This window comes from Aquimarina addita (assembly GCF_039539305.1).
Taxonomy (GTDB): Bacteria; Bacteroidota; Bacteroidia; order Flavobacteriales; family Flavobacteriaceae; genus Aquimarina; species Aquimarina addita.
Genome location: NZ_BAABCW010000002.1, coordinates 226,362 through 239,980 on the forward strand (window position 1 = coordinate 226,362; position 13,619 = coordinate 239,980).

General features: G+C 33.8%; 13 protein-coding genes. 4 read left to right on the top strand and 9 right to left on the bottom strand.

All coding sequences use genetic code 11. The annotated features are described in order from the left end of the window. Window positions 1-98: 98 nt before the first annotated feature. The 3 genes from ABD816_RS03645 (at window position 99) to ABD816_RS03655 (ending at window position 2,656) form a co-directional block, all read left to right on the top strand. On the top strand, window positions 99-1,556 hold the full coding sequence (locus ABD816_RS03645) for a sensor histidine kinase (protein ID WP_344924858.1): 1,458 nt from the start codon (window positions 99-101) through the stop codon (window positions 1,554-1,556). Between the two features lie 6 nt (window positions 1,557-1,562). Next, complete coding sequence (locus ABD816_RS03650) at window positions 1,563-1,763, top strand: DUF4177 domain-containing protein (protein WP_344924859.1); 201 nt, start codon at window positions 1,563-1,565, stop codon at window positions 1,761-1,763. 113 nt (window positions 1,764-1,876) lie between these two features. Continuing rightward, window positions 1,877-2,656: an enoyl-CoA hydratase/isomerase family protein gene (locus ABD816_RS03655; RefSeq protein WP_344924860.1), complete on the top strand. Its 780-nt coding sequence runs from the start codon at window positions 1,877-1,879 to the stop codon at window positions 2,654-2,656. Between the two features lie 124 nt (window positions 2,657-2,780). On the opposite strand, the gene nadD is transcribed toward ABD816_RS03655, so the two are convergent. The 8 genes from nadD to hemH all read right to left on the bottom strand — a co-directional run bounded on the left by nadD (window position 2,781) and on the right by hemH (window position 12,306). Beyond that, window positions 2,781-3,365: a nicotinate (nicotinamide) nucleotide adenylyltransferase gene (gene nadD, locus ABD816_RS03660; protein ID WP_344924861.1), complete on the bottom strand. Its 585-nt coding sequence runs from the start codon at window positions 3,363-3,365 to the stop codon at window positions 2,781-2,783. A gap of 120 nt (window positions 3,366-3,485) precedes the next feature. After that, a complete protein-coding gene (gene gmk, locus ABD816_RS03665; RefSeq protein ID WP_344924862.1) occupies window positions 3,486-4,058 on the bottom strand; it encodes a guanylate kinase in 573 nt (190 codons plus the stop codon). Window positions 4,059-4,105: 47 nt separating this feature from the next. After that, on the bottom strand, window positions 4,106-4,966 hold the full coding sequence (locus ABD816_RS03670) for a YicC/YloC family endoribonuclease (RefSeq protein ID WP_344924864.1): 861 nt from the start codon (window positions 4,964-4,966) through the stop codon (window positions 4,106-4,108). 281 nt (window positions 4,967-5,247) lie between these two features. Beyond that, window positions 5,248-5,793 (bottom strand): GNAT family N-acetyltransferase, encoded by a 546-nt coding sequence (locus tag ABD816_RS03675; RefSeq protein WP_344924866.1) that lies wholly within the window; start codon window positions 5,791-5,793, stop codon window positions 5,248-5,250. Window positions 5,794-5,799: 6 nt separating this feature from the next. After that, window positions 5,800-6,351, bottom strand: a complete 552-nt coding sequence (locus ABD816_RS03680; RefSeq protein WP_344924868.1) for a CopD family protein — start codon at window positions 6,349-6,351, stop codon at window positions 5,800-5,802. A gap of 224 nt (window positions 6,352-6,575) precedes the next feature. After that, window positions 6,576-9,680: a VPS10 domain-containing protein gene (locus tag ABD816_RS03685; protein ID WP_344924870.1), complete on the bottom strand. Its 3,105-nt coding sequence runs from the start codon at window positions 9,678-9,680 to the stop codon at window positions 6,576-6,578. 191 nt (window positions 9,681-9,871) lie between these two features. After that, a complete protein-coding gene (locus ABD816_RS03690) occupies window positions 9,872-11,269 on the bottom strand; it encodes an MATE family efflux transporter (RefSeq protein WP_344924872.1) in 1,398 nt (465 codons plus the stop codon). Next, on the bottom strand, window positions 11,269-12,306 hold the full coding sequence (hemH, locus tag ABD816_RS03695; RefSeq protein WP_344924873.1) for a ferrochelatase: 1,038 nt from the start codon (window positions 12,304-12,306) through the stop codon (window positions 11,269-11,271). Before hemH ends, ABD816_RS03690 begins: the two co-directional genes overlap by 1 nt. Window positions 12,307-12,549: 243 nt before the next feature. Between hemH and ABD816_RS03700 the strand changes: the two genes are divergently transcribed. Continuing rightward, entirely contained in the window at window positions 12,550-12,720 is a 171-nt protein-coding gene (locus ABD816_RS03700) for a hypothetical protein (protein ID WP_344924874.1), read from the top strand. Here ABD816_RS03700 and ABD816_RS03705 read toward each other — a convergent pair. Continuing rightward, window positions 12,717-13,607, bottom strand: a complete 891-nt coding sequence (locus ABD816_RS03705) for a helix-turn-helix transcriptional regulator (protein ID WP_344924875.1) — start codon at window positions 13,605-13,607, stop codon at window positions 12,717-12,719. The two genes, ABD816_RS03700 and ABD816_RS03705, sit on opposite strands and share 4 nt — an antisense overlap. Between the last annotated feature and the right edge of the window lie 12 nt (window positions 13,608-13,619).

Below are 13,619 nucleotides of genomic sequence, written 5' to 3' on the forward strand. Positions count from 1 at the left end.
GATACCTCTTGCCCTAGAGCAGAGATAGTTCATTAACAAGGTTTTTGACACGATAGTATTGGTGTGATATTTGTTATATTTACATTTCAAAGTATACTATGAATCTCACCAATCTCTCTCTTAGAACACGGATATTTATTTCGATGACATTTTTAGTGTTTATAGCGTCCATTTTGATTGCGGCGGTTACTATCTATCAATATAAAGAAGAGGCAGAGGATTATCATCGCCAGCGGTTAGAAAGAAAAGAACAACGTATACAGATTGCTATTGATAATGCACTCAGAAGTACTACATATCCTGTAAACGAGGAAAATATTACCTTAATTTTTAAGGAACGAGAAAGAATTTACCAGATATCTCAGGAACATTCTTTGCCCATTAATATTTATGACTTGTCGGGGGAATTATTATTAAAATCAGAAGAAAATTTCGTGAATGATACTATTAACAGGCAACTGAATCCTGTTATTATTGATACTTTAGAAAAGAGATATAAAAAAAGATACCTAATCGAATCAGAGAAAGGTGGGGAGAAGTTTTTGTCGTCTTACACTTATATAGAAGATGATAAAGCAAAACCATTGGCAATATTAAACTTACCCTATCTGGAGGATGATAATTTTATTACCAGAGAATTAGTAGAGTTTTTAAAGAGGCTTGGGCAAGTTTATCTATTGATGTTGATTATGGCAATTATCATTGCTTACTTTTTGTCAAAATATATCACTCGATCTTTGAAAACTATTTCGGATACTATTGATCAAACCCGTTTGAATAAAAGAAATAAACGTATCGAAACAGAAAATATAGGACAGGAGATATACACGCTGGTCACTGCATATAATAGTATGATTGATGAATTAGAAGAAAGTGCAGTAAAGCTGGCAAAAAATGAGAGAGAAGCAGCGTGGAGAGAAATGGCAAAACAGGTGGCTCATGAGATTAAAAATCCGTTGACTCCGATGCGATTGACCGTTCAGAGTTTTGAACGTAAATTTGACCCCGAAGATCCTTCTATTCAACAAAAGGTAAAAGAGTATAGCGATACATTAATACAGCAAATAGATACTATGAGCGCCATAGCGTCTGCTTTTTCTAATTTTGCACAAATGCCTGCACAAAAAAATGAAACATTAGACGTTGTAAACATCGTAGGATTGGCATTAGATATTTTTAATGAAGATTATATTATTTTTCCTTCAGAAAACGAACAGATTATTGCGGAGTTTGATAGAACACAGTTGATACGTGTGGTCACTAATTTAGTGAAGAATGCCAAGCAAGCTATACCAGACGATAGAACACCAAAGATTGTAGTCAATGTATTTGTAGAAAATGAAGAAGTGGTTATCACAATTGCTGATAACGGTATAGGAATCGAAGAAGATTATAAAAAGAAGATATTTGAGCCTAAATTTACCACTAAAAATAGTGGAATGGGATTAGGCTTAGGAATGGTAAAAAGTATTGTAGAAAATTTTAAAGGAACCATTACATTTACCTCATTAAAAGATAAAGGAACAGTTTTTAAAGTAAAATTTCCTAAAAAATAAGTAAGTATGAAAGAATACAAACTAGAGTCGTTAATTTATTATACAAAAATAACGTTTGATAAAGAGCATATTTTAAAATCTTCATCTAAGGATATACAAGAAAAACTAAATTTATATGCTCAGGAGGGATGGAGATTAGTATCTACTGATGTAGAAGATTTTGGAATGGGAATGTATTTTTATTTATATTTTGAAAGAGATATATAACCTCCGTCTTGCTCAATAATATGGTTAATAGAAAAACGACGTAAAGCCATTAAATTTATATCAAAACGGATTAGAATTATTTAAAAACAGATCACACACAAAAATATAATAGTATGTATACAAACATCTTGATTTCTAAACAGAATTCGATTACAACGATTACTATTAATCGTCCATCGAAGTTAAATGCTCTTAACAAAGAAACTATTGAAGAATTACATGAAGCCTTTAAAGCATCAGATAATGATACATCTACTACTGTGATTATCCTGACAGGAAGCGGAGAGAAAGCCTTTGTCGCAGGTGCCGACATTAGTGAATTTGCTAATTTTTCTGTAGATCAAGGTGGTCAATTAGCAGCCAAAGGGCAGCAATTACTTTTTGATTTTATAGCCAACTTATCAACTCCTGTGATCGCAGCCATTAATGGGTTTGCTCTGGGTGGTGGGTTAGAATTAGCAATGGCAGCACACTTTAGGATTGCAAGTACAAATGCTAAAATGGGCTTGCCAGAAGTATCATTAGGAGTGATTCCCGGATATGGAGGAACGCAACGTTTACCACAATTGGTAGGTAAGGGGAGAGCAATGGAAATGATTATGACTGCAGGAATGATTGATGCAGATCAGGCACTATCTTATGGACTAGTAAATCATGTGGTGAATCAGGCAGCATTATTACCTTTAGCAGAGAAGTTAGCAAGTAAAATTATAAACAATTCTTCTATTGCTATTGGTTCTGCAATTAAAGCAATTAATGCTGGCTATGAAGATGGTGTCAATGGATATTTAACAGAGATAACCGAATTTGGTAATTGTTTTGGAACAGAAGATTTTAAAGAAGGAACCACTGCTTTTTTAGAAAAGAGAAAAGCTGATTTTCCTGGGAAATAACAAAATGTCAGTTAGTATAATTAAATCTAAAAAAGTATCCGTATTCAAGTCCTTTTTGTAAAAGAAAAGGCTCAAAAGGTCTCCTTTCAGAAGGAGACTTATAAGGTTTATATTATGGTTTGACTTAAGATTTGTAAAAATTCATTTCATCAATATAGCTCCATACTGTTTCTGGTAGTAAGGGTCTCACATTTTTATCTTCTGCAATTGCTTTACGGATAAAAGTAGAGGAAATCTCCATAATGGGAGCGTTAATTTTATGAATGTTGGGGTTTGATAAGAACTGTGCTTCTACAATCCCTTGTGTTATTCTGGGATATACATAGATATGATGATTTTCTAGAATTACTTCATAGTTTTTCCACTTATGAAGGCTCTTCAAATTATCTTCTCCCATAATCAAACTAAATTGATGATTAGGATATTTATCAAGAAGATGTGCCAGTGTATGTACAGTATAGTTAGGTTGAGGTAAGGTAAACTCTATATCACTTGGTGAAAGTTTAGGATATGATTCTGTAGCCCGATACACCATTTCGAATCGGTGATTGTTATTGAGTAAAGAACTTTTCTTTTTGAATGGATTATGAGGTGTCACTACCATCCATATTTGGTCCAGATCAGAATATTCTGCCATGTAATTAGCGATAGCTAAATGGCCTGTATGAATAGGGTTAAATGTTCCAAAATAGAGTCCTATTTTTTTCATGGAATAATTTTCTTTATCTATTATATAAACTGGTCTTTTTTATGAAGGCTAATATTATGTATCTGTTACTTAATTTTAATGAATTTAGAACAGAATTATAAATTCATTTCTCTATAAGTTTTATCCTACTATAAATTTTTTCACTAGTTGTAATACTTCTGCTTTTGCCTTTTCGAGATCATCATTGGTTACGATTGCATCAAACTGCGGCGCAGTAGCTAATTCTGTTGAAGCCTTTGCAACACGCATGTTAATCTTGTCCTCTGACTCGGTTTTACGCTTTTTTAATCTGATTTTTAATTCTTCGATACTAGGAGGTTTTACAAAAATAGCAAGCGTTCGGTCTGGATATATTCTTTTAATATCTAACCCACCTACTACATCGATGTCAAAAATGACATGTTTCCCCTGATCCCAGATACGTTGTACTTCGGTTTTTAAAGTGCCGTAAAAATTGTCACGATACACTTCTTCCCATTCAAGAAATTCATCGGCCTTAATTTTATCTTTGAATTCTCTAAGCGAAAGAAAATAATAATCTTTTCCATGAATCTCTCCTCCACGTGGTTCTCTGGAAGCGGCAGAGATAGAGAAATCAAGATTTAAAACTTCCTCGTGTAATAAGTATTTAACTAACGTTGTTTTACCGCTACCGGATGGGGCAGAAAGCACAATAAGTTTTCCTTGTTTCATCTACATAAATTTTACCAGAATGTTGGATTTAATGTATAATTTACTTTCTATAAGATATTAAGTAATTGCTCTTTAATTTTCTCTAATTCATCTTTCATCTGTACTACCAATTGTTGCATTGGTGCGTGATTGGATTTACTACCAATAGTATTAATTTCACGTCCTATTTCCTGAGTAATAAATCCTAATTTTTTACCATTAGAATCTTTCGTATTTAACGTAGTCATAAAATACTCAATGTGATTAGCAAGACGTACTTTTTCTTCTGTAATATCAAATTTTTCCAGATAATACACCAATTCTTGTTCAAAACGGTTTTCGTCTACTTGTTCTTTCAATTCAGAAACAGCCTTACGGAGTCTATCTTTAACGACTTCAATACGTTCGTGATCAATTTCAATCACTTTTTCTAGTAAACTAGCAATATTGTCAATTCGTATCGTAAGATCTTTTTCCAGAGCCTTGCCTTCATCGGTTCTGTAGCTTTCGATCCCTTGTAGTGCTTCTGATAATCCTTTTTTTATTGCTTCGAATTCTGTAATATCAACTTCTGCACGCACTGTTTTTAGTGCATCTGGCATTTTTACCGCCATTTTCATCAATTCTAATGTATTAGAACTGGGATGAATCGCATTTAATTGTTTAATATAATCCGTTACTATTTCTTGATTGATTCTAGTAGAATTCTCATCTGCAGTTACTTCTACATATAAACTAAAATCCACTTTTCCTCTTTCTAATGTCTTAGCAATTGTTCGTCTCATTTCCAGCTCCTTCTCGCGATATTGAGATGGTATTCTGGCATTGAGGTCTAGGTTTTTACTATTCAAAGATTTTACCTCTATAGTAATTTTTTTTGTAGGTAGTTGAAGGATGGATTTCCCAAAACCTGTCATGGATTTGATCATATGCTTATATCAGTACTCGATTAAAAAATTACACGAAGATACATAAAAGTAGTGAGGTAAGCTTTTTTTAATTTTCAGCTTTATCTTTAACTATTTATTTCAAAAGATCACTATTTTGCTTAACTAGTTCTGTGTATTGTGATACTATAAGAATGCTAGCGTAGTCTTTTATATTGCCAGTTTAGAATAAAAGTATAAATTAAGACTCATGGCAGGAATTACGAAAATGCTAAAATATAAAAGGAATTATATAACTATTAAAAAGAAAATATCGATTTATATTATACAGCTCTACTCATAATAATTTTATCGATATATGAGTTATTTTCAAAAAAGAAATCAGGAATCAAACCTTGTGATTCAAACCCCATTTTTTGATATAAGGCAATACCTAATGAATTGGTATTATAAACTTCTAACCAAATCGTTTTGAGTATTTCATTTTCTTTTGCCCAGTCTAATACGTTTTGAAGTAATAAGGTGCCAATACCCTGGTTTTGCCATTCTGTATGTATTCCCATACCTATCATAGCGGTGTGTGCTGTTTTTTTTCTCCTGCTTCCTGTAAGGTCTATGTTGCCAATCATGGTGTCTTCAGAAACGGCTACCAGAATGATACTATTTTTCTCTAATTGATATTTTTTGATCATCTCCTTTTCTTGATCTGTATTGTTTGGGTATTCATAATCAAATAATGGTAATGTCTTTGTTTTTTTAAGATATTCTTGCTTCAATTGCAATAATGTGAATGCATCGTTAGGCGTTGCTTCTCTGATCAAAATAGTTTGATCATTTTTTATCGTATATGTTTTAGGAAGAAAATTCATGCGATGTCACGCATCTGGATTTTTATCCCGAATCCTTTTATATAATTTGATGCCTAACATCAATAAAACACCAAGTAAAAAAATACTAAGAACCCCGTAAATCCAATTAACAGCGTCACGCACAATCACAAGGAATATTACGGCAAACAAAATAATAGTGGAACCTTCGTTCCATATTCTCATTTGATTAGAGGACCACCTGATAATATCGCGTTGTAATTGGTTATATATAAGATGACTTTTTAAGTGATAGATGAAAAGCAATAGCACAAACCCTAATTTAACGTGCATCCAGGAATCGTTTAGTATTCCGGGTCTTAGAATAAGGAGTGAGGCTGCAAAAATTGTAGTTAATATAGCAGATGGCCATGTAATGATAAACCATAATCGTTTAGCCATTAGTTTTAATTGCTTTCCTAAAATCTCTTTATCAGGAGAAGGCTTTTGGGATGCTTCTATTTGATACACAAATAATCTGGGGATATAAAATAATCCCGCAAACCATGTGATTACAAAGATGAGGTGTAGGGATTTTATATAGTCGTAATATGCTTGCATTATTAATTTAGTAATGTTACATCCATTATTATAGTAAAGGACTTTTTATGATATTTAGCCTAGAGTCAATAGTACTATAGAATCTTTTAACCACTATTAGAATAACAGAATTATTATAAATTCAAAAATAAAAAAATTATCACCTATTGTTATGTCGAACAAGGTAAAGCGAAAATAAGATTATTACACCAAAATTAGGTTTCTTGATTCTTCTTTTTGGGTCATTACTCTTCTATAAATAAATAATTTAATTGTAAGGCGTTAAATTCTGTATTAAAACGTTTAATTTTTTCTGAGATTAAAGTGTCAAATGTTTTTAATTGCTCTTCAATTTGTTTGGTTAACTCTTCTTTTACAGCAATATCCTGATCAGTTGGTCCAAAATCTCCCATTCCAACCAACGAGTTTAAGTGTCCTAATTTATTTGTTAGTTTAATTGGAAAGTTAAGAGGGTCTTGTCGACTCTTATTTTTAGTTTGATAAAGCGCTTTTTCTATCTCTTTAAGTTCTTTTTGCAATTCTGAAGCTTTCTTTACTAGTTCTGATGTCTTACTATTGCTTTTATATTGCTTCTCAAATGATTCGAGTTGAGTGGTTAGATTTCTAATTTTCTTAATTGATTGATGTGCTTTATCTACTGTTTTATTAACATCAGTTATAAAATCAAATTGTGATTGCATCTGTTGTTGGTTTGCTTCCGCTCTGGGATCTGCAAGGATGGTAAAGGATTGATTTTGTTCCTTTCCATTTACATTCAGACTTGCAGTATAAGTTCCGGGAACTGCTTTGGGACCATCCAGATTTGCCCACCATAGAATCATTCCTTCTAGTTTTTCTGCACCATCCCCTCGCATATTCCAGTTAAATTGATTTGCTCCTTTTGCAATATTTTTTAAGGTGTCTTTTTTTTCTTTTGCAGCTGTACTAAAGGATTTTATAGTATCGTTTTTTTGATTTAAATAAGTTAAGGATATTGTGTCTTTTTCTTTATCAAAATTTTGCAAATAAAAATAGGTCATCACCCCAGCTGGATGATTTGTACCTGTAGTTTTAGAGTCTTTAGTACTCTTACCTTGCATGCGAAATGTTGGTTTTGGCTTAAATAATATATTTTTCTGATTTTTTGAATTGCTATTTAACTGATGTAATACGGTGAGATCATCGATTATCCATAAACTTCTGCCTTGTGTTGCCACAATAAGGTTGTTGTCTTTTATTACTAAATCGGTAATTGGAACAATAGGAAGATTCAATTGAAATGGCTTCCAATCTTTTCCGTCGTTAAAAGAAATGTACATTCCGGTTTCTGTTCCTGCATAAAGTAACCCTTTTCGTTTAGGATCAGCCCGAAGTACTCTGGTAAAGTGTTCTTCATCTATTCCTGTTGTAATTTTTATCCAGGATTTTCCATAATCTGTAGTTCTGTAAAGATATGGAGCAAAATCACCGGATTTATATCGGGTTCCAGCTATATAACAGGTTCCATCATCAAAACTACTGGGCTCAATACTATTGATCATCATCCATTCAGGCATTCCTTTTGGAGTCACGTTATCCCAGGTTGTACCGCCATCTCTGGTAAGATGAACCAGTCCATCATCACTACCAGTCCATAATACTCCTTCTGTTACAGGACTTTCTGCAGCAGCAAATATAGTGCAGTAATACTCTACAGATGTGTTATCCTGCGTAATAGGGCCACCAGAAGATTTGAGTTTATCAGGGTCATTTCGTGTGAGATCAGGGCTAATGATTTGCCAGCTTTGACCTTCATTTTCTGTTACGTGAACTTGATTAGAGAACGTATAAAGTTTATTTGGATTATGTTTTGAAAATAAAACGGGGAAATTCCATTGAAAGCGATATTTCATATCTTCTGCGCCATGACCCATAGGATTATCTGGCCAGACGCTTATAGATCTTACTGTTTCAGTTGTATGATTAACTCGAGTCAAGAAGCCATCATAGCTTCCACCATAGACAATATTGTTATTTTTTGGGTCTACAGCAATATGAGCTGATTCTCCACCAGCTGTTTTTTCCCAGTCATTCTCTGATATATTTGAACCTGTACTCCTATGATTAATTCTTATTGTAGAATTGTCTTGTTGTGCTGCGTAAATTTTATAAGGAAAACTAGTATCAGTGGTTACGCGATAGAACTGTGAAGTGGGCTGGTTATGATAGGTGCTCCAGGTTATTCCACCATCATAAGTAATTTGAGCTCCACCATCATCTCCTATAATTATTCGTTTAGGGTTTTCAGGAGCGATCCAGAGATCATGATGATCTCCATGGGGTGCATTAAAACTGCTAAAGTTTTTACCGCCATCCTTACTTTTATGATAGGATACATTGACTACATATATTACATCTTTATCTTTGGGATCTGCATATATTCGGGAGTAGTACCAAGCACGTTGTCGCAGACTTCGATCACTGTTAATATAATCCCAGGTTGCACCACCATCTTCACTTCTATAAATACCACCTTTTTCTTTATTTTCTACAATTGCCCATATCCGTTCACTGTCTACAGGTGATATTGTTACACCAATAATACCTAAAGTATCTTTAGCAAAACCTTTATTTTTTGAAATTTCTTTCCAGGTATTACCACTGTCCGTACTTTTCCACAGGGCAGAACCTTTTCCTCCAGAGCTTAAACTGTAAGGAGTCCTTCTGGCATTCCAGGTAGAGGCATATATAATTCGTGGATTATTGGGATCTAGTGTTAGATCTACAGCACCAGCATCCTGATTAGCAAATAATATTTGCTTCCATGTTTTTCCTCCATCTATACTTTTGTAGACACCACGATCTTGAGTGGGCTTATAAATATTACCTAATACACCTGCATATACAATATCCGGATTGGTTGGGTGAATAGAAATTCTTGGAATATGCCTGCTTTTAGGCAAACCTGATTGACTCCACGTTTTTCCTGCATCTACACTTTTCCATACCCCATATCCTGAGGATACATTACCACGTAGTGTTTTCTCTCCACCACCTACATAGATGACATTAGGATCACTTTTAGCCACTGATATAGCACCAACGGATCCACCAAAAAAACCATCAGAAATATTCTCCCAGCTACGACCACCATCTGTAGTTTTCCATACTCCACCACCGGTCGCGCCAAAGTAAAATAGATTCGGTTTATCTGGAACTCCAGTTACAGCAGCACTTCTTCCGCCTCTAAAGGGTCCGATTAAACGATATTCTATAGCATCATACAGTTTCTGATCGTATGTTTGAGAACTAACTGATGAAAAGCTAAAAAGAATATAAAGCGTAACAAGCGTAATCTTATTAAATGGCATGCGCATATAAGTTGAGTTCGTTAGTATAGTAGATAAGTGCCTAAATTGTAATAACAATACATTTAGGATCCTACTAAAATCTACAAATAATTACTATTGCAAAAGAATTTCACGTAATTTTAACCTAACACTTAGTCGTGTTTCTGTTTTTAAGCCTTAAGGTCATCTTAAAAGAATGATATAAAGAAATGTCAGGATGAAATAAAACCATCAGGTTTTGTTAGATTATTTTTTATTTCCTTATTGAGGTAATATCCGGTAAGTATTGTAGAAAGTACATCTGCTATTGGGAATGCAATCCATATACCTAGTACTCCAAAAAATGGAGGTAAAATTAAGATCAATGGAATTAAAAAGAATCCCTGTTTAGTGAGGCTTAATAATAATGCTGGGATCGCTTTTCCAATTGCCTGAAAGTAGGCAGATCCTATGAGTTGCACAATAATTACAGGTGTGGCTAAAAATACCAGACGCAATGCAGATGGAGTCCGCTTTAAGATCTCTGCATTGTCTGCCAGAGTTTTAGCATCTAGTGATTCTTTACTACTCACAAAAAGTGATACAAAACTCTCGGGAAATATCATGATGACTGTAAATATCACAACAGCGAGTATACCACCATATTTAATCGAGGTATTGATAGTTTCACGAACGCGTTCATATTTATTGGCTCCATAATTATACCCTGCGATTGGCATAAAACCCTGATTGATTCCGATCACAGGAAATAAAGCAAACATTAACATCCTACTTATAATCCCATAGGAAGCAACATCCAGAGCATCTCCGTAATCAATCAGTACATTGTTTAGCAGTATTGTAAGTACACTAATAGTTGCTTGTCTTGCCAGTGTTACAAAACTGAGGCCGCTTATTTCTTTTACAATTTTTTGTTTAAGCTTAAAACATTCAAAAGAGAGACGTAATTCGCTTTTTATAATAAAAAACCAAGCGATAAAACCAAAGCAAATAGCGTAACTTATGAAAGTGGCCCATGCTGCTCCTTCCATTCCGTAATCTAATACATTTATTAACACATAATCCATAAAAATATTACCAATTGCAGGTAATATCATGGCAATCATAGCAAACGTAGGTTGTCCTTCTGCACGGATAACTGTATTGCCCATCATACATAAGGAAAGCATGACAATGCCATATAAAACAATGCGGTAATATGTTAATGCGTATTCTTTGAAAGAGTCATCTGCTCCAAAAAACTCAATTAAATAATCCTGAAAGATTAATCCTAAACTGGCAAGTAGTGCAGAGGTCAAAAAGGTAAGTGTAACCTGATTTCCAAAAACACGAAGTGCTTTATCCTGATCATTAGCTCCCAGTGCTCTTGATAATACAGAGCTCCCACCTATACCAACAGCTAATCCAATAGCACCAATAAAAAAGGTAACGGGAATTACTACAGTTATAGCAGAGATTGCTAATGGTCCAATCCAGCGACCCAGAAAGATGGTGTCCACAATCATATTAAGTGACATCACCAGAATGCCAATAGAAGCCGGAACTGCTTGCTGTATAAGTAATTTACTGATAGGCTGCGTTCCTAGAGCTTCAGAGCTAATTTTAGCCATTATACTACTGTAGTTTCAACGGCAGCCCATTCTTTTATCCAGGTAGCTAATACATCTGCCCAGTCATCTCTGTCATTAATGCAGGGAATGGTGGTAAATTCTTCACCACCTACTTCGTGAAAAATTTCTTCACCTTCCATAGCTATTTCTTCTAGGGTTTCCAAACAATCAGAAACGAAAGCAGGAGTAACAATTGCCATTTTTTTAATACCTTCCTTTCCCATTCGTTCAATGGTCCTGTCTGTATAGGGTTGTAGCCAAGGATCAAATCCTAATCTGGATTGAAAAGTGGTAGAATAGGTTCCGTTTTTTAGTCCTAGTTTTTTAGCAACCTGTACGGTAGTTAGTTCACATTGATGGCGATAACAGAATTCGTGTTGTACTGCGCCCTTTTTAAAGCAGCACTTTCCGTCCATTTTACAATTTCCATTGCTAACATCACTCTTTCTAATATGTCTTTCGGGCACCCCATGATAAGAAAATAGAAGATGTTCATAATCTAAATTTTCTATATGTTCCTGGATACTTTTAGACAGTACATTGATATAAGCTTCTTTATTATAAAAAGCAGGAATATCTGATAAGGTCATATTTGGAAAATGCTCTTTACGGAGTTCTTCTGCTAAAACCAAAATAGTTTCGGTAGTTGCCATAGCGAACTGTGGATATAGCGGTATAATCAGGACTTCATTAATACCTTTATCGTGCATTTTTTGTAATCCTTCTTTGATACTCATAGCTCCATATCGCATCGCAAGACCTACGTGAATAGGAGTGCGATCGGCTACTTTTTTCTGTAAACGTTCAGAAAGTACGATAAGAGGAGACCCTTCATCCCACCAAATTTTTTTATATGCAGCTGCAGATTTTTTAGGTCTGGTATTTAGTATAATACCTTTGACTAATAATGTTCTTGCCCAAAGCGGAACATCAATTACTCTGGGATCCATTAAAAATTCGCCTAAGTATTTTTTTACATCTTTAGGATCAGTACTATCTGGAGATCCAAGGTTCACAAGGAGTACGCCTTTATTCATAAAATTTCTTTTTCAGAAAGTAAAAATACGAACTATATGAAAAAACGAAGTTAAAAAAACAATAAGACTTATTGATACTACTATCAAAAATGCAAACTTGAGAGTTTTACACTTCATTTCGTTTAGTATGAATGTATGCTCACAAGAAATTATGATTCCGTTAAAAAGTTCAAAATATTCCAATTTCAGAAGCTTGTTTTTTTAAATTGTAGTATTTTTATAAAGAACAAAAAAGCATTGATTATGAAACGTATTATCGTGGATGTCAAAGATGACAAGCTATCTTTTATTTTAGAACTATTAGAACATTTTGAGTTTGCATCGGTATTAGGTGATGCCTCTGATGAAGATACAGGAATGTATGACTCTATCGTTTCTCTACAAAAAGGAGAAGGAATACCAGATAGTAATTAACTGAGATTCATTACATATTTTTTTGGAGTAGTTCCGAATTTCTTTTTAAATGCGGTTATAAAGTGACTTGCGGTGCTATATCCTACTTTTAACCCTACTTCATTGACATTATGACCTCCTGTTGCTAGTAATTGTCGTGCAACTTCCATCTTATAATCAAATAGGAATGCATATACTGGTTCGCCATAGATTTGTTTGAAACCATCTTTTAATTTATTAAGAGGAAGTCCAATTTCCTTTGATAACTGTTGTAAAGTAGGAGGCTCTGCCATTTTCGCAATGATAATCTCTTTGGCTTTTTTTATTTTAAGTACATTTTCCTCGTCTACCAAAAACGGACATTGTTCTGTATCCGCATCTTCGGGTCGATTAAAATACAGGCTTAACAATTCATAAGCTTTTCCTTTAAAATACAAGAGTTTTATCGATTTATGGAGATTGTAATTTATTATTTGATTTAAAACTACAGTCATAGAAGGAGATAGATCTGTATCTGTATAATACTTTTTATCTCGATTACCTTCTCCCAAAAAAGGAATATAATCTGCCTCTTTAGAAAACAAAGAATGGAATTTTTTTATAGAAATTAGTATTGAAATTAACCAAGAATCTTTTTCTATTTCCAAATTCATAGGAAGATCCCGCTGAGGATTGTAAAGTAACAATGATTTTTCTTCTGGTAATGGTAACGAATAACTTCCATTGTTAAAATTGAATTGGGTATTCCCTTTTAAACAAAAATGAAATTGAATATAGTTACTGTCAATATCTCGTATAATTCTTTGGTTTTCAGCGGTTTCATTTTGAAATTTAAGAATATAAAAGCCATCTTCTATCTTAGTTTCTTCCAAAATCCCTGTAGCGTTATTTTTTAATTGAATTTCCATAAAAACAAAATT

Coding starts and splice junctions, on each gene's coding strand:
- ABD816_RS03645 (WP_344924858.1), top strand. CDS start 99: ATGAATCTCACCAATCTCTCTCTTAGAACACGGATATTTATTTCGATG.
- ABD816_RS03650 (WP_344924859.1), top strand. CDS start 1,563: ATGAAAGAATACAAACTAGAGTCGTTAATTTATTATACAAAAATAACG.
- ABD816_RS03655 (WP_344924860.1), top strand. CDS start 1,877: ATGTATACAAACATCTTGATTTCTAAACAGAATTCGATTACAACGATT.
- nadD (WP_344924861.1), bottom strand. CDS start 3,365: ATGAAAAAAATAGGACTCTATTTTGGAACATTTAACCCTATTCATACA.
- gmk (WP_344924862.1), bottom strand. CDS start 4,058: ATGAAACAAGGAAAACTTATTGTGCTTTCTGCCCCATCCGGTAGCGGT.
- ABD816_RS03670 (WP_344924864.1), bottom strand. CDS start 4,966: ATGATCAAATCCATGACAGGTTTTGGGAAATCCATCCTTCAACTACCT.
- ABD816_RS03675 (WP_344924866.1), bottom strand. CDS start 5,793: ATGAATTTTCTTCCTAAAACATATACGATAAAAAATGATCAAACTATT.
- ABD816_RS03680 (WP_344924868.1), bottom strand. CDS start 6,351: ATGCAAGCATATTACGACTATATAAAATCCCTACACCTCATCTTTGTA.
- ABD816_RS03685 (WP_344924870.1), bottom strand. CDS start 9,680: ATGCCATTTAATAAGATTACGCTTGTTACGCTTTATATTCTTTTTAGC.
- ABD816_RS03690 (WP_344924872.1), bottom strand. CDS start 11,269: ATGGCTAAAATTAGCTCTGAAGCTCTAGGAACGCAGCCTATCAGTAAA.
- hemH (WP_344924873.1), bottom strand. CDS start 12,306: ATGAATAAAGGCGTACTCCTTGTGAACCTTGGATCTCCAGATAGTACT.
- ABD816_RS03700 (WP_344924874.1), top strand. CDS start 12,550: ATGAAACGTATTATCGTGGATGTCAAAGATGACAAGCTATCTTTTATT.
- ABD816_RS03705 (WP_344924875.1), bottom strand. CDS start 13,607: ATGGAAATTCAATTAAAAAATAACGCTACAGGGATTTTGGAAGAAACT.